Below are 18,279 nucleotides of genomic sequence, written 5' to 3'. Positions count from 1 at the left end.
GCGGCCTGAGACAGCAGTTTCCCCGAAGTTGCGCGGATCTTGCGGGTAATCGGCTCGACGGCCTCCCGCGGCGGCGCGATGATCCGGCTCATGGGTGGACAACCTCCGGCGACCGAGCGGCTGCGGATGCGCCGGTTGACCATGGCCGACGTGGACGCGTTCGTCGAGCTGGACAGCGATCCCGAGGTGATGCGGTTTCTCACCGGCGGTGCCGCCACGCCGCGCGCCACCGTGCGGGACGAGCAGTTGCCGAGGCTGCTCGCCCAGTACGAGCGGTATCCCGGCCTGGGGCGGTGGGCGGCGCTCGACCGGACGTCCGGTGAGTTCCTGGGCTGGTTCGCGCTCGACCCGTCGGAGGACGGCGGCGAGGCCGAGTTGGGCTACCGGCTGCGCCGCGCGGCGTGGGGGCGTGGCCTGGCGACGGAGGGGTCCCGGGCGCTGGTCCGGTACGCGCTCGACGTCGTGGGCGTGCGCCGGGTGTGGGCGCAGACGATGGCGGTGAACGAGCGGTCCCGCCGGGTGATGGAGAAGGCGGGGCTGCGGTACGTGCGCACGTTCCACCTGGACTTCGACGACCCGATCCCGGGGACCGAGCACGGCGAGGTGGAGTACGAGCTGCGGGCCGCCAGCGACGTCGCTCAGGGCCGGCCGGCGGCCTTGCGGGCCCGGTAGGCGGTCACGGCGGCCCGGTTGCCGCAGCCCGCCTCGCAGAACCGCCGCGACCGGTTGCGGGAGAGGTCGACGACGACGTTGTCGCAGTCCGGGTGGTCGCAGATGCGCAGTCGGCTCAGCTCGCCCGACCGGACCAGGTCGGCGACGGCCATGGCCGCCTCCACCGCCATGCGGGTGGCCAGCGGCGCGTCGCGGGGTACGGCGTGCAGGTGGTACGGCTCGTCGTCGTGCTCGATGAGCTGCGGCAGCGCCCGGTGTTCGCGGAGCAGGCCGTTGACGATGTCGACGACCTCGGGCGGTTCGGCGTCCCAGATGCGGCGCAGGCGGGGCCGCAACTGCCGTACGGCCCGCAGCTCGGCGTCGGTGTGTTCGTGCCGTCCGCTGTAGGCGTGTCGGATGAAGAACGCGTCCAGCGCGGCGACGTCGGGCAGCAGCTCGCCGTCGCGGCCTCCGGTGTTGACCAGCGCGGTGGCCGCGATCAGCGAACATTCGGTGTCATGAGCGAACAGCAACTTGACTCCTGTCACGGTGGCCGCCTAGCGTCATGGGCACAAGGATAGTTTGCCCATGACACCCGTGTCGCAGCGAGGAGCGCGAGATGCCGCAACGATCCGCCGTCGGCGCCGCGCTGGCGCTGCTCTCCGCCGTCACGTTCGCGACCTCGGGCACCTTCGCGCGCTCGCTCATCGAAGCCGGGTGGTCGGCCGAGTCCGCGGTCGTCGCCCGGGTCGGCGTGGCCGCCCTGGTGCTCGCGATCCCCGCCCTGCTGTCCCTGCGCGGCAGGTGGCACGTGCTGCGCGACAACAGCGCGGCGGTCGTGATGTTCGGGCTGCTCGGGGTGGCCCTGGCGCAGGTGTGCTTCTTCAACGCCGTGCGCTACCTGCCGGTCGGCATCGCGCTCCTGCTGGAATACCTGGGCATCATCCTCGTCGTCGTCTGGATGTGGCTGCGACACGGCCAGCGCCCCCGGCGGCTCACCGTGGCCGGCTCCGCCGCCGCGCTGTGCGGGTTGGCGTTCGTCCTGGACCTCACCGGTAACGCCGGCTTCGACCCGGCCGGCGTGCTGTGGGGGCTGGGCGCCGCGTTCGGCCTGGCCGGCTACTTCGTGATCGCCGGTCGGGTCGACCCCCGACTGCCCTCGGTCGCCATGGCCAGCGGCGGGATGGCCGTCGGCGCCGCCGTGCTGCTGCTCGTCGGTCTGACCGGGCTGCTGCCGCTGCGCGCCACGTTCGGCGAGGTCACCTTCGCCGGGCACCGCACCACCTGGCTGCTGCCCATCGTCGGGCTCACCCTCGTCGCCGCCGTGATCGCGTACCTGGCCGGCATTGCCGGCAACCGGATCCTCGGCCCCCGGCTGTCGTCGTTCGTCGGGCTGACCGAGGTGATGTTCGCCGTACTCATCGCCTGGCTGGTCCTCGACGAACTGCCGACCGCCTGGCAACTCCTCGGCGGCCTGCTGATCATCGCCGGGGTCGCCCTGGTCCGCCTCGACGAGCTGCGCGGCGTGCCCACGCCCGCTGCGCCCGAGCCCGCGCTGGCGGCCGCCGCTCGATAAGGCCGCCGCTCGATAAGGCCGCCGCGCGGTGAGGTCGCCGCTGGTGAGGTCGTTTCTCGGCAAGGTCGCCGCTGGGTGAGGTCGGCCGCCCGGTGAGGTCGGCCGTTCGGTGAGGTCGGCCGTTCGGTGAGGTCGCTTCTCCGTGGGGTCGGCCGCCCGGTGAGAGAGTGGGTGCCGTGCTGACCACTGTGGTGTTCGACGCCGACGAGACCCTGCTCGACCTGCGGCCCGCGGTGACCGGCGGGCTGGCGGCCGTCCTCGACGAGATGCGGCGTCGCACACCCGACGCGGCCGGCGTGACGCTCGCCGAGTTGGAGTCCGACTGGGGAGCGGTCTTCGGTGAGCTGAGCGCAGCCCCGGTCATGGAGATTCGCCGCGCCGCGCTGGCCCGGTCGCTGGCCCGCGCCGGCCTCGGCGACCACCTCGACGAGATCGCCACCCTCTTCTTCGCCCGCCGGTTCGCCCTCACCCGGCCGTTCCCGGACGTCCCGCCGGCGCTGGCGGCGCTGCGCCGTCGGTACACGCTGGGCTTCGCCACGAACGGCAACAGCCGCGCCGAACGCTGCGGGCTCGCCGGCGAGTTCGCCTTCGAGGTGTACGCACACGAGAACGGCCTGCCCAAGAAGCCCGCACCGGAGTTCTACGCGGCGGTGGTCGAGGTTGCCGGGGTGCCCGCCGAGCAGATCGTGTACGTCGGCGACTCGTGGGAGCACGACGTGGTGGCGCCCCGGCGGGCCGGCCTGCGGTCGGTGTGGCTGAACCGGCACGGGCTGCCCCGCCCGGCCGGTCTCATCCCCGACGCGGAGGTGTCCACCCTGGCCGAACTGCCCACGGTCCTGTCGGATCTGCCGGCGGCATCGTCCGACCGGGTGGATCTGGGCGTCGGCCAGGGCGGATGAAGGACAGATTCACCGGCATAACGGACGTTCATCTGGCGGGAACCCGCCGGGTGTTGTGTGATGACGCCACGTCCCTCAACGAGAGGATTCGATGTGGTGAGCAAGCGCTTCACCGTCGGTGCCGTCGCGACCGCGGCGGTACTGGCACTTACGGCAGCGAGCCTGGGTGTACCGGCCAGTGCCGCGCCGAGCACGTCCCGCACCTTCACGGTGGTCGCCGAGGACGGGGTCGCCGTCGACACGGCGGTCGCCGCCATCCGGGCCGCCGGCGGCACGGTGGTGTCCTCGTCCGACGAGGTCGGCATGTTCCAGGTCACCAGTGACCGGGCCGACTTCGCGGCCCGGGCGGCCGCCGCGCCGACCCTGGTCGGCGCCGCCGAGCAGAAGGCCATCGGCCGCAAGCCGAAGCTGGACCGGGTCGAGCAGGAGCACCTGACGGCCGCCACCAAGGCCGCCGCCGGCGCTGCCGCCCGGCGCGGAGCCAAGATGGACCCGCTCGACGACAAGCTCTGGGGCCTGGAGATGATCCGGGCCGACAAGGCCCGCAAGATCGAGCCCGGTGACCGTCGGGTGACCGTCGGCGTGCTGGACACCGGCGTCGACGCCAGCAACCCGGACATCGCGCCCAACTTCAACTGGGCGTTGTCGCGCAACTTCGCACCCGACCTGACCGACGTGGACGGCCCTTGCGAGGTGCCGAGCTGCCTCGACCCGGTCGGCACCGACGACGGCGGGCACGGCACCCACGTGGCCGGCACCATCGGCGCCGCCGCCAACGGCTTCGGCCTCTCCGGTGTCGCCCCGAACGTGTCGCTGGTCGAGCTCAAGGGCGGCCAGGACTCCGGCTACTTCTTCCTCGACCCGGTCGTCAACGCCCTGGTCTACGCCGGTCGCAACGGGATCGACGTGGTCAACATGTCGTTCTACGTCGACCCGTGGCTCTACAACTGCACCGCCAACCCGGCCGACTCCCCCGAGGCGCAGGCCGAGCAGCGGGCCATCATCAAGGCCATGAAGCGGGCGCTGGTCTTCGCCCACAACAAGGGCGTCACCCTGGTCGGCGCACTCGGCAACAACCACGAGGACCTGGGCGCGCCGCGCACTGACACGTCCAGCCCCGACTACGGCGCCGACCCGTACCCGCGGCCGATCGACAACAACAGCTGCTGGGACCTGCCCACCGAGGGCCCGCACGTGATCGGTGTGTCGTCGGTCGGCCCGTCCGGCAAGAAGGCCGACTACTCCAACTACGGCACCGAGCAGATCTCGGTCGCCGCGCCGGGCGGCTGGTTCCGCGACGGCTTCGGCACGGACACGTACCGCGCCGACGCCAACATGATCCTGTCGTCGTACCCGAAGCACGTGCTCCAGGAGGAGGGCTCGGTCGACGCCGACGGCAACATCGTCGCCGGTTTCGAGGAGTCCGTCTTCAAGCAGTGCAAGGCCAACGGTGAGTGCGGCTACTACACCTACCTCCAGGGCACCTCGATGGCGTCCCCGCACGCCGCCGGTGTGGCCGCGCTGATCGTCAGCCGGTACGGCAAGCCGCAGCCCCGGGGCGGCTTCGGCCTGTCCCCGGACCAGGTCGAGCAGCACCTCTACCGCACGGCGGCCGAGCACGCCTGCCCGGAGCCGCGCCTCCAGCAGTACCGCAACGAGGGCCGTGACGAGACCTTCGACGCGTACTGCGCCGGTGGTCTCAACTTCAACGGCTTCTACGGGTACGGGATCGTCGACGCCTACGCGGCGGTGAAGACCCCGCTCAAGCCCAACGCCCGTCCGTAACGCACCGTCCGCAGGGCCCGGTCGACGCTCGTCGGCCGGGCCCTGCCGCGCGCGTGACCCGGCATGCTGCGTTGGGGGTGATCCACTTCAGGTCGCCGATGTGGCGGTGTCAGGTGAAGGAGATACCCCCATATCGGCGAGCTGGAGTCGATCACGGCCGGTGTGGTCAGCGGCGCCAGCCGCGCGAGAGCAGAGCCGACCGCACCTCGTTGAGCACGGCCGGGAACTCCCTGTGGAGCCTTCTGCTGGTCACGTGCAGCACCAACCAGCCCGCCCCGACGAGGAGATTGAGCCGCCGACGGTCGAGGTGCAGTTGCTCCGGGTCGGCGTGCCATCGACCGTCGTACTCCACCGCCACGCGGAACTCGGGCCAGGCCAGGTCGGGATGGACCACCAGTCCGCCAGGCAGCCGGATCGGGTGCTGGGTGACCGGTCGCGGGAGGCCGCCCATCACCAGACGCACCCGCAGTTGTGACTCGGGTGGCGATTGCGCCCCCGGATCGGCGAGATCGAAGGTCCAGCACGCGCGCCGTCCGCCGGGCCGACCGGCATTGGTGGTGGCGACGGCGGTCAGCGCGGTGCGGGTGGTCAGGCCGGATGCGAGTAGCGAGTCGACGATTCCGACCGCGCGAAACGGATCCAACCAGACCGCCGTCTCCCACGCCGCCGATGCGGGATCGGTCCTGCGGAGGGTGGCGCTGCCGGGCAGGGGGCGCACTGACACGGGTGGCTGCGGGCGGGTGGTCGGCGGGGGCGACGGCGTCGTGGCGGTATCGGCGTCGACCGTGTGTACGTGCAGGCCGGGTCGAGAATCGACGCGGGCGGCCTTCGGCACCAGCACGTGCACGTCGTCGTCGAACCCGGCGGCATGCTCGACGCCGTGCAGGTAGGCCGACGAGGGGCCGGCGATCAGCGCCTGCGGTGGCAGCCGTAGGGCCGCAGCGCGGCAGGCCAGTTCGTGGTTGCGTTCGAGGCGGGCGTCCGCGTACACGTCATGGCGGAGGCGAACCCACGACGAGCCGCGTAGTTGGTGCCTGGTGATCAGGCCCTGTTGGGTCACTACGGAGCCACGGAAGACCTGCCAGGCGAGGGCGGGAGGCCGGTGCGGGTGTGGGGGCATGCGGCCAGCCTGTAACTTCCGAGCTGGCGGCGGATATCCCTGTGGACACTGCCCGAGGCGCGCCCCGCACGTGCCTGTGGACAACCACCGAGAAGTCGAGGGACGTGCTATACGGCGAGATCATCACCAGGTCGGGGTAGTGGCGCTATCGAAGGCCCGTGATGGCGCCACATCGGCGAACCCGGGGTGGATCAAGGGGTCAGCGGAGGGTTGCTGCCACCGTCGTAGCGGCAGCGAGCACCTGGGGGCCGACCAGGTCCACGTCCAGCGGGGCGAGCGCGACCACGCCGACGCTGGCCTCCAGACCCGGTACGCCGAGCACCGGCGCGGCCACCCCGTACGCCCCGGACTCCAACTCGCCGCTGCTGCTCACCGGCTCGGCCGCACCGCTTCGGCCGGCCAGGATCGCCCGACCCGCCGCGCCCCGCTCCAGGGGGTGCCGTGCCCCGGTCCGGTACGCGACGTGGAACGACGTCCAACTCGGCTCGACCACGGCCAGGGCGACACCCTCGTCGCCCTCGACCATGGTCAGGTGGGCGGTCGCGCCGGCCTGTTCGGCGAGTCGGCGCAGTGCCTGCATCGCTCCCTCGGCGAGCAGCGGCTGGGCACGTCGGGCCAGGTGCAGCACGCCCGCGCCGATCCGGAGTCGGCCATCGCTGCCCCGGCGCAGCATGCCGTGCGCGGTCAGCGGGCCGACCAGCCGATAGACGGCGGCCCGGCCGACGCCGAGCAGGTTCGCCGCCTCGCTGACGGTCAGCCCCGTCGGCGTATCGGCGACCAGGTGCAGAAGCCGTAGACCCCGGTCGAGCGTCTGGGACGTCTCTCCGGTCCGGCCGGACCCTGCCGTCGCATCCACAGCACGCAGCGTACGACCCGGCACCGGCGGACCCGGACAGGCGCGGACGGCTACCCTTGTACGGTGACGCTACGCCTGTATGACACCGCCACCCGATCGGTGCGGGACTTCGTCCCGCGGGAAGCCGGCAAGGTGGGGGTCTACCTGTGTGGTCTCACCCTTCAGGCGCCACCGCACATCGGCCACCTTCGCTCGGGCGTCAACTACGACGTGCTGCGCCGCTGGTTGCTGGCCGCCGGCTACGAGGTCACGTTCATCCGCAACCTGACCGACATCGACGACAAGATCCTCGTCAAGGCGGGTGAGCAGGGTCGGCCGTTCTGGTCGATCGCGTACGCCAACGAGTTGGTTCTCGCCGAGTCGTACCGGGCCTTGAACGTGCTGTCGCCCACCTACGAGCCCCGCGCCACCGGGCACATCCCGGAGATGCACGAGCTGATCACGAAGCTGATCGCGGACGGGCACGCGTACCCGGCCACCGACGGCTCGGGTGACGTCTACTTCGACGTGGCGTCCTGGCCGTCGTACGGGTCGCTGTCGGGTCAGTCGCCGGACGCGATGCAGTCGGCCGGCGACGCGCCGGACCGGGGCAAGCGCGATCCGCGCGACTTCGCCCTCTGGAAGGGTGCCAAGCCGGACGAGCCGGCGGACGCGTACTGGCCGTCGCCGTGGGGGCTGGGCCGCCCGGGTTGGCACATCGAGTGCTCGGCGATGTGCTGGCGCTACCTGGGTCCGGAGTTCGACATCCACGGCGGTGGTCTGGACCTGACGTTCCCGCACCACGAGAACGAGATCGCCCAGTCCCAGGCGGCCGGGCTGCCGTTCGCCCGCTACTGGGTGCACCACGGCCTGCTCAACATCGGTGGGGCCAAGATGGGCAAGTCGGCGGGTAACGCCCTGGGCCTCGCGTACGTCGACTCGCTCGGTGTGCGGCCGGTGGAGCTGCGGTACTACTACGCCGCCGCGCACTACCGCTCGGTGATCGACTACTCGGAGGACTCGCTGCGTGAGGCCGCCACCGCGTACCGCCGGATCGAGGGGTTCGTCCAGCGGGCCGTCGAGCGGGTGGGCGTCGGGCAGCTCGGCGAGCTGCCGGCCGCTTTCGTCGCGGCGATGGACGACGACCTCAACACGTCCGCCGCCCTGGCCGTGCTGCAACAGCACCTTCGGGACGGCAACACGGCGCTGAGCGCGGGCGACGATGTGACCGTCCGCACCACCCTGGCCGTCGTACGCGCGATGCTGGATATCCTCGGCATCGACCCCCTCGACGAGGCGTGGACCGGCGGCGGTCGCTCGGACGATCTGCGTGCCGTGGTCGACTCCCTGATCGCGCTGGCCCTGGAGCAGCGCGCGCAGGCCCGGGGCCGCAAGGACTGGGCCGCCGCCGACGCGGTACGTGACCAGCTCAAGCTGGCCGGCGTGGTGGTCGAGGACACCCCCCAGGGCCCCCGTTGGACTATTGGAGAGCAGGACTGATGGCCGGCAACTCGCAGCGCCGTGGCCGGCGACTGACGCCGAAGGCGGGCGCCCCCAAGGGCTCCGGCGGCAAGAACAGGGACGCCCTGGCCGGGCGGGGGCGCACCCTGCCCGCCGACGAGCGACCCTGGCACAAGGGTTACTCGGGCACCGAGAAGCTGCCGCAGCGCACCGCCTGGAAGCAGGACAAGGAGCGCCGCGCGGCGGCCGAGGAGGGGCGCGCCCCGAAGATCGGCCAGCCGGGCACCAAGGACACCACCTGGGGCAAGGGTGGCGGTCGGGGCGTACCGGCGGGTCGAGGCACCGCGGGCCGGGGCGGCAAGCCCACCGGCCGGACGGGCCCCCGGGTCGCGCCGGGCCGCAAGTCCAACCCGTCGAAGGACTCCCCGGAGCTGCTGGTCGGGCGTAACCCGGTGCTGGAGGCGCTGCGCGCCCAGGTGCCGGCGACGGCGCTCTACACGGCCCAGGGCATCGACATGGACGACCGGGTCAACGAGATCATCCGGACGGCCGCCGACCGGGGCATCGCCAACCTGGAGATCAGCCGCAACGAGCTGGACCGGATGACCGGCGGGGTGCTGCACCAGGGTGTCGGGTTGCAGGTGCCGCCGTTCGCGTACGAGCTGTTCGAGGACATGGTCGCCGCCTCGCTGGAGCAGCAGGCACCGCTGCTGGTCGCGCTGGACGGGGTCACCGACCCGCGCAACCTGGGCGCGGTGATCCGTTCGGCCGCCGCGTTCGGCGCGCAGGGTGTCTTCGTACCCGAGCGTCGTGCTGCCGGGATCACCGCGACCGCCTGGCGGACCAGCGCCGGCGCGGCCGCGCGGGTGCCGGTGGCCCAGGTCACCAACCTGACCCGGTCGCTGAAGGCGTGCCGGGACGCCGGCTTCATGGTGGTCGGCCTGGACGCCGACGGTGAGACCGACCTGTACGACCTGGAGGCCGCCGTCGGCCCGCTGGTGGTGGTCGTCGGCTCCGAGGGACGCGGGTTGTCCCGGCTGGTCGGGGAGACCTGCGACCTGACCGTCAGCATCCCGATGATCTCCGAGGTGGAGTCGCTCAACGCGAGTGTGGCCGCCGCGGTCACCCTCGCCGAGGTCGCCCGCCGCCGCTCGGTCGAGCTGTAACGACGTCGACGAAGCCCTCTTCCGCACCTGGCGGAAGAGGGCTTCCTCGTCAGATCTGGTGGAGCCAGGCCACGAAGAGGACCGCCCCGGCCACCGCCGTCAGCAGCGTGGTCGGCAGCAGCCAGGCCGGACCCCGCTCCCCGTCGAGGCGTCGGGTCAGTCGTTGGTGCACGGCGGCGATGCCGATCAACGCGGCCAGCCCGGCGGCCGCCAGTGGCAGGCCGACGAGAAAGTGCGCCACCCACGCGCCGGCCCGGCTCGGACCGCCCCAGGAGTGGTCGTACGGGCCGGGATCGACCACCCCGTACAGAACGCCGCGCAGCACCATCAGCAGCTCGACGCCGATCGGCAGCAGGGCCACGAGGCCGAGCAGCAGGCTGAGCACAGCGTGGCCGAGCACCGCGAGCGTGCCGGGTCGCCGGCCGGGCACGGCCGTCGGGGGTGCGCCGAGCAAGCCGGTCCGCAGCCCTCGCCACCGCGCGACGGCGGCGTCGGCCCCGCCCACCGGAGTGGTCGCCAGCGCGAGCAGGGCGACCGGCACCAGCGCCGCACAGTAGGCGAGGCTGCGGCCGGTACGGCGGATGATCTGGTTCCGGTGCGCGGTGGCGGTGGCGGCGGACATGGCGTCTCCTCGGGCTCGGTGTGCCACGAACGCTAGGAAAACGGAACACCCCGCCGCGTCACCCCGGGGAGCCACGCCCGCGCTGGCTCCCGGGGATGACAACCCATCAGGGGTACGACGAAAGGGGCGGCCCGCCGAAGCGGACCGCCCCTTTCCGGTACTGCGTTACGTCAGATCCGGCTGCCGGTGGCGGCGTGGAAGACGTGGCTGCGGCCGGCGCGCGGCTTGACGAACACGGTGTCGCCCATGTTCGGCATGCTGCGCCGGTCGGTGCGGACGACGAAGCGCTCCGAGTTGCCACCCAGGGCGGCGTGGCCGTAGACGTTCGCGTCCGAGCCGAGGTCCTCGACCAGCTCGACGACGACCGGCATGCCGCCCTCGGTCGGGCTGACCAGGTCGCAGTCCTCCGGACGGAAGCCGACGGTGACCTTGCCGTCGCCACCCTCGGCGCGGGCCGCCTCGACCTGCTCGCGGGTCAGCGGGATGCGCAGCTCGGCGAACTCGGCGCCCTGCTCGTGCAGCGGGACGGTCTTGATGTTCATGGCGGGAGAGCCCATGAAGCCGGCGACGAACACGTTGGCCGGGGTGTCGTAGAGCGCCCGCGGGGTGTCGACCTGCTGGAGCACACCGTCGAGCAGCACGGCGACCCGGTGACCCATGGTCATGGCCTCGACCTGGTCGTGCGTCACGTAGACGGTGGTGACGCCCAGCTTGGCCTGGAGCGACGCGATCTGCGTACGGGTCTGGACACGCAGCTTGGCGTCGAGGTTCGACAGCGGCTCGTCCATGAGGAAGACCTGCGGCTCGCGGACGATCGCCCGGCCCATGGCCACACGCTGACGCTGACCACCGGAGAGCGCCTTCGGCTTGCGGCTGAGGAACTCCTCGAGCTGGAGCAGCCCGGCCGCCTCCTTGACCCGCCGGTCGATCTCCGACTTGGAGGTCTTGCGCAGCTTCAGGGCGAACGCCATGTTCTCGTACACCGTCATGTGCGGGTAGAGGGCGTAGTTCTGGAAGACCATCGCGATGTCGCGGGCCTTCGGGGGCAGGTGGGTGACGTCACGCTGGTCGATGTAGATCGAGCCGGCGTCGACGTCCTCCAGCCCGGCGAGCATCCGCAGGCTGGTGGACTTGCCGCAACCCGACGGGCCGACGAGAACCAGGAACTCACCGTCGCCGATCTCGAGGTTCAGCTCGTTGACGGCGGGACGCTCGGTGCCCGGGTAGATCCGGGACGCCTTGGAATAGGTGACCGTAGCCATGGTGGTGCGCTTCCTTTCACCGGCAGGAACGTGCCGGACGATCCGAGTGAAGGAGCAACCGGCACGAGCCCGTGCCGGTCAGCGGACGGCAGTCGGTCGCGGGGGCGGCCGGGCTGTCGCCCGTGTCACTGCACCGTAATTGGCTTTCCCCGCGCTGCCAAGGCGAGGGACCCTCGGAAGTGACCCAACGCCTACGCATTACGGGCAGTCGGGCACGGGCGGGCATCAATCGACGTCGCGGTGGAGCGTCGTCCGTCGGGTTGTTGACGTTTCCCGTGCTCGGGAGCACTCGCGAGCGGGATAACCGGACGTCAGTCGCTATGCTGGCGTCGACACACGCGCCCCTGTAGCTCAGCTGGCCAGAGCACTCGCCTTGTAAGCGAGATGTCGCCGGTTCGATCCCGGCCGGGGGCTCCATATCCAGAAGGCGCTTTCTCGGCCAGCGCGGCGTCGACCTCGCCGGGTCGGGCCGGGTGCCGGGGCAGCGTGGCGGTGGCGAGGTTTGAGCAGTTCAAGAGGCTTGCCGCGGGCCGTGTGGCGGTCGAGGGTCTGTGGCTCTTGCTCCTGTGCCAGGTCCGGGTACTTCAGGGGACGCTCCGATTCTCACCGAAACGCCGCGTAAGCGAGACGTCGGGCAATCGGCGAGGCAGCAAGAAGGCAGCGAACACTTCGATGCGGGTCGGTCCCGGACGTCAACCGACGAGGTGTAGCACCTGCCTGTTGAGCCAGGCCGCCACCAGTTGCCAACGGTCGCCAGCTTGTGTCTGCATCCCCCGCCGGGTTTTACACCTGCTCGCCGTCCGCTCCCGAGCGGGCGGGCGGGCGGCAGCAGCGAAGAACGCCGGGGCCAGACGAGGGGGCATGGACGAACGAGTGTGTGGACAATCGCCCGAGGTCGCGAACACGGACAGGCGACGCCGGACGACCTGCAGCGAGCTTGTAAGCGAGATGTCGCCGGTCCGCTCGCGGCCGGAGGCTCAGAATCTCCGGCACACCCCGGCCGTGCGGCCGGTACGGGCCATCGATGGGCGGCCACTCCTATAGTTCGGGTATCACCCGACGTCGAGGGAGTCGCATGAGCCCGCTCGTCGCGATCGCCGGCAGCGCCCAGATCAACCGCTCCTACTCGCCGGCCGTACGCGATCCGGAGGCCGCGCCCGCCGCGGCGGCCGAGCTGGGCGCGGAGCTGGCGAAGCAGGGCTGCCGCATCGTCGTGTACTCGAACGATCCCGACTTCGTGGAACGGGACGTGGTGCGCGGTTACGTGGGTTCGGGTCGGGCGGAACCGGGGTCGATCCTGGTCCGGGGCCGGTACCAGCAGGACGTGGACTTCGAGGAGGCCCAGCAGCACCCGGAGTTGTTCGCCGTGGTGCCCGAGTCGACCGACGACTGGGAGGTCAGCTTCTACCGGTCACTGCTGACGGTCGACGCGCTGCTGCTGATGGGCGGCGGACGCTCCACGTTCATCGCCGGGCTCATCGGCCTGTCCCGTCGGATCCCGGTCGCTGCGGTCGCGGCCTTCGGCGGTGGCGCGGAGAAGACGTGGCAGCGACTCACCAACGAGCGTGGCGTCGCCACCGAGGAGGAGGTGGCGTTGCTGGCCCGACCCTGGCAGTCGGCAGCGGCCGGCCCGATCGTCACCGCGCTCTGCGCCCAGGTGCGGCGTCGCGCGGATGAGGAACGCGCTGAGGGCGCCGCTGGTCGGCGTACGGTGGCGGGCCTGGTGACCGCGCTGGTCCTGCTGCTGCTCGCGCTGGCCACGATCCCGTTGGCGTACGCCGCGCCGGCCGGTGGCTGGCAGAACGTGGCGGTCCTGGTGGCCGCGCCGATGTTCGCGTCGGTGTGGGGCGCGATCGTGCGCAACGCGTACGACGGCAACGGCAACTGGTTGCGGGCGGCGGCGTTGGGTTCGGCCGCCGGTGTCATCGCCTTCCTGCTGTTCGTGGCGGCGCAGCTCAGCACCAACCCGGGCCTGCTCGACGGTGACGCGGCGCGAAGGTTGGTCTTCTTCGTGCTGGCCATCGGGTTCATCGGCGGGTTCACGTCCGAGGTCGTCTACGCCAAGCTGCGCGATCAGGACGTGACGCAGACGCCGGTCCTGCCGCCCGGGGGTCCGCGGTGAGTCGGGCCGTGGAGGAGTCCAACCGGGCGATGCTGCGCGCCCGTGACGCGATGGACCGGTCGTACGCCGAACCGCTGGACATCCCGGCGCTGGCCCGGATCGCGCACGTCTCCGAGGCGCACTTCATCCGGACGTTCCGGACTACCTTCGGTGAGACGCCGCACCGCTACCTGCAACGCCGTCGGGTGGAGCGGGCCATGACGCTGCTGGTGGAGACGGACCGGGACGTGACGGACATCTGCTACGCGGTCGGCTTCGGCAGTCTGGGCACGTTCAGTCGGACGTTCCGGCAGATCGTCGGGGAGTCGCCCTCGGAGTTCCGGCGTCGCCGCGTCGCCGTCGGCAACGTGCCGTCCTGCTTCACCAAGGCGTGGACGCGTCCCAGCAGTTTTGGATAAGCAGCAGGTCAGGGCCACCCTCTACGGTCGTGGCATGACGATGAACGCGATCAGCCGCTCCCAGATCTACGTCCTCGACCAGGACGAGGCGCTCGACTTCTACGTGAACAAGCTCGGCATGGAGGTCAACACCGATCAGGATCTCGGCTTCATGCGCTGGCTCACGGTCAACCTGCCCGGTGACCCGGAGCGCGAGATCCTGTTGGAGAAGCCCGGCCCGCCGGCGCTGGACCCGGCGACGGCCGAGCAGGTGCGGGAGCTGCTCACCAAGGGCGCCCTCGGTGGATACCTCTTCATGACCACCGACGATGCCCACAAGACGCACGAGGACCTGGTGGCGAAGGGCGTCGAGATCACCGACGAGCCGACCGAGCGGCCGTACGGGATCGACTTCGGCATCCGGGACCCGTTCGGCAACAAGATCCGCATCGGCCAGATGTTCCCCCGGGCGTAGTCAAAAGATCCAGAAACCGGAGGGCGCGGGCCAGCACCGCGCCTTCCGGTGTGTTGGGGTGTACGTCATGCGAACGCGGCTGCTGTACCTGGTCCGACACGGCGAGCAGGATCTCACCGGGTACGCCGAAACGGGCTCGACCGAGCCGGACACCGGCCTGTCCGAGCGCGGCAGGCGGCAGGCGGCGCTGCTCGCCGAGCGCCTGCGGGGCCGGCCGTTCGCGGCCGTCCACCACGGGCCGCTGCGCCGGGCCGCGCAGACGGCCGAGGTGGTCGCCGCGGCACTGCCCGACGTTCCGGTGTACGTCACCGAGCTGGCCGGTGACCATCTCCCGCACGACACGGACCCGACCGGCCTGCCGTCGGCGTACGCCGAGTTCCTGGCCGGATTCTCGACGGCCGAGCGGGCCGACGGGCCGCGCGTGACGGCGGAGGCCGTGCGGCGCTTCACCGGACCGGTCGCTCCCGACGATGCCGTGGTCGTGGGGGAGCCGGTCCGCGAGCTGGTGGTGACGCACACGTTCCTGATCGCCTGGCTGGTCCGGCACGCCCTCGACGCGCCGGAGCGGCGGTGGCTGGGCTCGAACCACCACAACGCGGGGTTGACCGTCATCCGGTACTCCCCGGCCGGGCCACCGAACCTGATCGCCGTCAACGACGTGGCGCACCTGCCGGTCGAGCTGCGCGGCACCGGTCTTCCCCCGGACTACCTCGTGTGACTCGCCGTCAGGCGGTGACCTTCAGCAGCAGCTCGACAAGCGCCCGGGTGGCGGGCGGCGGTGCGGGGTCGGCGGGGCAGTCGACGTACCCGGTCTCGACCGTCCCGACCGTGAGGCGGTAGCTGAACGCGTCGGCGCAGCTCGACGCGGTGGCCGTGCGACGGGCCTCGGCGTTCAGCCGTGGGTCGGCGGCCAGCCCGCGCAGCCGGCCGAGGTCGGCGGTGCCGAGCTTGCCGGTACGACGGCCGCCGGCCCGATCCACCACGGTCCACCGCCCGTCCGGCTCGACGGTGATGTTGTCGCCGCGCCCGGCGAAACCGCCGGAGCGGAACAGCGCGACGCGAGCCCGGTCGTCGGCTTTCGGACCGCTGGGAACGGGTCCGCTCGGTGCGGGTGCGCTCGGGACGGGTCCGCTCGGCACCAGGCCGCTCGGCGCCGGGATGTTCGTGGGGTCCGGGCCTGCGGTCGCGCCGCTGCCCGAGGGCAGGTCGCTGGGGGTGGCGGCCCGGTCGGTGCCGGTGCAGCCGGCCAGGAGGGCGGCCAGGAGCGCGATCGTGACGCCGGTCGTCGAGGCGGGTCTCATGTCCGTCGGACGCGCCAATGCGTGCGTTGGTTCCCTTGTCAAGGCAGTCATCCGTTCGGCCAGTCTCAATGTCTGGGAGCGGTCCAAGGCTTCTCTTTTCTTCAACACATAGCTATATCTACATCCGTGACTACCCCCGTCACACCCTTTCTCCTTCCAGGAGGGCACGTGAAACGACCCCTTGCGGCCGTCAGCGCAGCGCTGCTCACCAGTGGCCTGTTGACCTGCGTCGCCACCGCGGCGCACGCCGCTCCACCTCCCGCTCCCGCGCCGGACGCCTCCGCCGCGGCCCGGGCGGCGACCGTCCTGCAGACGAACCCCGGCGCGGTCCAGGGTTCCAGCGCCGAGTCCTACCAGGTGCAGAGCACCCGGGTGGACGCCTCCGGCGCGGCGCACACCCGCTACACCCGCACCTACCAGGGCCTGCGGGTGTACGGCGGTGACTTCGTCATCCACACCGCGCCGAACGGCACCTACGCCGGCAGTTCGGTCGGACTCGCCGCACCGCTGACCCTCCTCACCACGGCCAAGGTCAGCGCCGACGCGGCGAAGAAGACGGCCCGCGCCGAGTTCACCGGCAAGGCCGAGACCGTGGGCGCTCCGGAACTGTTCGTCGACGCCAGCTCGGGCAAGGGCCGACTGGCCTGGGAGACGGTGGTCGGCGGCTGGCAGCCGGACGGGCAGACGCCGTCGCGGCTGCACGTCATCACCGACGCCACCTCCGGCGCGACGATCGGGTCGTACGACGAGATCGAATCGGTCACCGGCACCGGCCAGGGCATCTACACCGGCTCGGTGAGCATCGACACGACGCTCTCCGGCAGCACGTACCAGATGATCGATCCGGTGCGCGGCAACGGCCGTACCTGCGACATGAACAACGGCACGTCGTCCTGCACCACGTTCACCGACGCCGACAACGCGTGGGGCAACGGCGCCAACTCGAATCGGCAGTCGGCCGGCGTGGACGCGCACTTCGGCGCCGCCAAGACGTTCGACTACTTCAAGAACGTCCACGGCCGCAACGGGATCTTCGGCAACGGCCAGGGCGTTCCGAGCCGGGTCCACTACGGCAACAACTACGTCAACGCCTTCTGGGACGGCGCCCAGATGACCTACGGCGACGGCTCAAGCAACGCTCGCCCGCTGGTCGCGCTGGACGTGGCCGGGCACGAGATGAGCCACGGCGTCACCGAGGCGCTGGCCGGTCTGGTCTACTCGGGTGAGTCCGGTGGCCTCAACGAGTCCACCAGCGACATCTTCGGCAACATGGTGGAGTTCTACGCCGCCGCGCCGAGCGACCCGGGTGACTACCAGGTCGGTGAGAAGATCAACATCAACGGCAACAACACGCCGCTGCGCTACATGTACAACCCGTCGCTGGACGGCGCGTCCGACTCCTGCTGGTCCACCAGCACGAAGAACAAGGACGTGCACTACTCCTCCGGCGTCGGCAACCACTTCTACTTCAACCTCGCCGAGGGCACCGGCTCCACCTCGTACGGCACCTCGCCGGTCTGCGGCTCCGCCCCGGCGGTGACCGGCATCGGTCGTACCAAGGCGGAGAAGATCTGGTACCGGGCCCTGGACGTCTACTTCACCTCCAACACGTCGTACGTCAACACCAGCAACCCGGCGAACACCGCCCGCGCGTACACCCTGCGGGCGGCCACCGACCTGTACGGCAGCTGCTCGACCGAGTACAAGGCCGTGCAGGCCGCCTGGACGGCGGTCAACGTGGCCGGCAACGACTCCACCTGCTCCACCGGCAACGACTTCTCCGTGTCGCTGTCGCCGACCGCCGGCTCGGTGAACCCGGGCAGCGCGGTCTCCACCACCGTGTCGACCGCCACCACGAGCGGTTCGGCGCAGACCGTGACGTTCTCCGCGTCCGGCCTGCCCAGCGGCGCGAGCGCCGCGTTCAGCCCCGCCTCGGTGACCTCGGGCGGCTCGTCGACCCTCACCATCAGCACCTCGTCCAGCACCTCGCCGGGCACCTACTCGGTCACCGTGAACGGCGCGGGGTCGGTCACCCGCAGCGCCACCTACACGCTGACCGTGAACGGCTCCGGCGGCGGCTGCACCTCGCCGGGGCAGAAGCTGGCCAACCCGGGCTTCGAGTCCGGGTCGACCGGCTGGACGGCCACCTCCGGGGTGATCACCAGCTCCAGCGGGCAGGCGGCCCACGGCGGGTCGTACAAGGCCTGGCTGGACGGGTACGGCAGCACCCACACCGACACGCTCGCCCAGTCGGTGGCCCTCCCGGCCGGCTGCTCGTCGTACACGCTGAGCTTCTGGCTGCACATCGACTCGGCCGAGACCACCACCTCCGTGGCGTACGACAAGCTCAACGTGCAGGTGCTCAACTCGGGCGGGACGGTGCTGGCCACGCTGGCGACCTACTCCAACCTGAACAAGGCCTCCGGCTACAGCCAGAAGTCGTTCTCCCTGGCCGGGTACGCCGGTCAGACCGTCACCCTGAAGTTCACCGGCACCGAGGACTCCTCGCTCCAGACGTCCTTCGTGGTCGACGACACGGCGGTCAACGTCTCCTGACCTGACCGGCACCTCGGACCCGGCGGCCACCTGCACGGTGGTCGCCGGGTTCGCGTCCGGGCCGTTCTGGC

Annotated in this window: 17 protein-coding genes and 1 tRNA gene; 12 read left to right on the top strand and 6 right to left on the bottom strand. The window is 71.2% G+C overall.

What is annotated here, in order from left to right:
* Positions 1 to 81 precede the first annotated feature (81 nt).
* Positions 82 to 672 (top strand): GNAT family N-acetyltransferase, encoded by a 591-nt coding sequence (locus ACQPZK_RS29485; RefSeq protein WP_433539355.1) that lies wholly within the window; start codon positions 82 to 84, stop codon positions 670 to 672.
* On the opposite strand, the gene ACQPZK_RS29480 is transcribed toward ACQPZK_RS29485, so the two are convergent.
* The gene (locus ACQPZK_RS29480) at positions 639 to 1,184 is read right to left on the bottom strand and encodes a CGNR zinc finger domain-containing protein (RefSeq protein ID WP_433539354.1); all 546 of its coding nucleotides are present in this window, start codon (positions 1,182 to 1,184) and stop codon (positions 639 to 641) included. The genes ACQPZK_RS29485 and ACQPZK_RS29480 overlap by 34 nt on opposite strands.
* Before the next feature lie 86 nt (positions 1,185 to 1,270).
* Between ACQPZK_RS29480 and ACQPZK_RS29475 the strand changes: the two genes are divergently transcribed.
* The 3 genes from ACQPZK_RS29475 (at position 1,271) to ACQPZK_RS29465 (ending at position 4,911) form a co-directional block, all read left to right on the top strand.
* Positions 1,271 to 2,227 carry an EamA family transporter gene (locus ACQPZK_RS29475; RefSeq protein WP_433536006.1) on the top strand — a complete coding sequence of 319 codons (957 nt, stop codon included), beginning with the start codon at positions 1,271 to 1,273 and terminating at the stop codon, positions 2,225 to 2,227.
* A 176-nt stretch (positions 2,228 to 2,403) separates the two neighbouring features.
* The gene (locus tag ACQPZK_RS29470) at positions 2,404 to 3,126 is read left to right on the top strand and encodes an HAD family hydrolase (protein ID WP_433536005.1); all 723 of its coding nucleotides are present in this window, start codon (positions 2,404 to 2,406) and stop codon (positions 3,124 to 3,126) included.
* Positions 3,127 to 3,222: 96 nt separating this feature from the next.
* Positions 3,223 to 4,911, top strand: a complete 1,689-nt coding sequence (locus ACQPZK_RS29465) for a S8 family serine peptidase (protein WP_433536004.1) — start codon at positions 3,223 to 3,225, stop codon at positions 4,909 to 4,911.
* A 166-nt stretch (positions 4,912 to 5,077) separates the two neighbouring features.
* Here ACQPZK_RS29465 and ACQPZK_RS29460 read toward each other — a convergent pair whose 3' ends face one another.
* A complete protein-coding gene (locus ACQPZK_RS29460) occupies positions 5,078 to 6,031 on the bottom strand; it encodes a hypothetical protein (protein WP_433536003.1) in 954 nt (317 codons plus the stop codon).
* A gap of 199 nt (positions 6,032 to 6,230) precedes the next feature.
* Entirely contained in the window at positions 6,231 to 6,896 is a 666-nt protein-coding gene (locus ACQPZK_RS29455) for an IclR family transcriptional regulator (protein ID WP_433539353.1), read from the bottom strand.
* Positions 6,897 to 6,950: 54 nt separating this feature from the next.
* Here ACQPZK_RS29455 and cysS point away from each other — a divergent pair, with 54 nt between their 5' ends.
* Both cysS and rlmB read left to right on the top strand, forming a co-directional pair.
* A complete protein-coding gene (gene cysS, locus ACQPZK_RS29450) occupies positions 6,951 to 8,366 on the top strand; it encodes a cysteine--tRNA ligase (protein ID WP_433536002.1) in 1,416 nt (471 codons plus the stop codon).
* Positions 8,366 to 9,493: a 23S rRNA (guanosine(2251)-2'-O)-methyltransferase RlmB gene (rlmB, locus tag ACQPZK_RS29445; protein ID WP_433536001.1), complete on the top strand. Its 1,128-nt coding sequence runs from the start codon at positions 8,366 to 8,368 to the stop codon at positions 9,491 to 9,493. The genes cysS and rlmB overlap by 1 nt, the downstream gene beginning before the upstream one ends.
* A gap of 49 nt (positions 9,494 to 9,542) precedes the next feature.
* Here the strand turns inward: rlmB and ACQPZK_RS29440 are convergent, their stop codons facing one another.
* A complete protein-coding gene (locus ACQPZK_RS29440) occupies positions 9,543 to 10,115 on the bottom strand; it encodes a hypothetical protein (protein WP_433536000.1) in 573 nt (190 codons plus the stop codon).
* A 170-nt stretch (positions 10,116 to 10,285) separates the two neighbouring features.
* A complete protein-coding gene (locus ACQPZK_RS29435; RefSeq protein WP_433535999.1) occupies positions 10,286 to 11,377 on the bottom strand; it encodes an ABC transporter ATP-binding protein in 1,092 nt (363 codons plus the stop codon).
* 340 nt (positions 11,378 to 11,717) lie between these two features.
* On the opposite strand from ACQPZK_RS29435, the gene ACQPZK_RS29430 reads away from it, so the two are divergent.
* From ACQPZK_RS29430 to ACQPZK_RS29410, 5 genes are all read left to right on the top strand, one after another.
* Positions 11,718 to 11,794, top strand: a tRNA-Thr gene (locus ACQPZK_RS29430).
* Positions 11,795 to 12,452: 658 nt separating this feature from the next.
* Positions 12,453 to 13,499 (top strand): hypothetical protein, encoded by a 1,047-nt coding sequence (locus ACQPZK_RS29425; protein WP_433535998.1) that lies wholly within the window; start codon positions 12,453 to 12,455, stop codon positions 13,497 to 13,499.
* Entirely contained in the window at positions 13,496 to 13,897 is a 402-nt protein-coding gene (locus tag ACQPZK_RS29420; RefSeq protein ID WP_433535997.1) for a helix-turn-helix domain-containing protein, read from the top strand. The genes ACQPZK_RS29425 and ACQPZK_RS29420 overlap by 4 nt, the downstream gene beginning before the upstream one ends.
* 34 nt (positions 13,898 to 13,931) lie before the next feature.
* On the top strand, positions 13,932 to 14,351 hold the full coding sequence (locus tag ACQPZK_RS29415; protein WP_355050955.1) for a VOC family protein: 420 nt from the start codon (positions 13,932 to 13,934) through the stop codon (positions 14,349 to 14,351).
* A 67-nt stretch (positions 14,352 to 14,418) separates the two neighbouring features.
* Positions 14,419 to 15,069, top strand: coding sequence for a histidine phosphatase family protein (locus ACQPZK_RS29410; protein WP_433535996.1), 651 nt, complete (start codon positions 14,419 to 14,421; stop codon positions 15,067 to 15,069).
* Between the two features lie 7 nt (positions 15,070 to 15,076).
* On the opposite strand, the gene ACQPZK_RS29405 is transcribed toward ACQPZK_RS29410, so the two are convergent.
* Positions 15,077 to 15,652, bottom strand: a complete 576-nt coding sequence (locus ACQPZK_RS29405) for a hypothetical protein (protein ID WP_433535995.1) — start codon at positions 15,650 to 15,652, stop codon at positions 15,077 to 15,079.
* A gap of 168 nt (positions 15,653 to 15,820) precedes the next feature.
* Between ACQPZK_RS29405 and ACQPZK_RS29400 the strand changes: the two genes are divergently transcribed.
* Positions 15,821 to 18,208, top strand: coding sequence for a M4 family metallopeptidase (locus ACQPZK_RS29400; protein WP_433535994.1), 2,388 nt, complete (start codon positions 15,821 to 15,823; stop codon positions 18,206 to 18,208).
* Positions 18,209 to 18,279 lie beyond the last annotated feature (71 nt).

Origin of the sequence: Micromonospora sp. CA-249363 (assembly GCF_050950185.1) — a bacterium.
Classification (GTDB): Bacteria; Actinomycetota; Actinomycetes; order Mycobacteriales; family Micromonosporaceae; genus Micromonospora.
The sequence above is the reverse complement of the archived record's forward strand: the minus strand, read 5'-3'. Positions and strand labels throughout refer to the sequence as shown.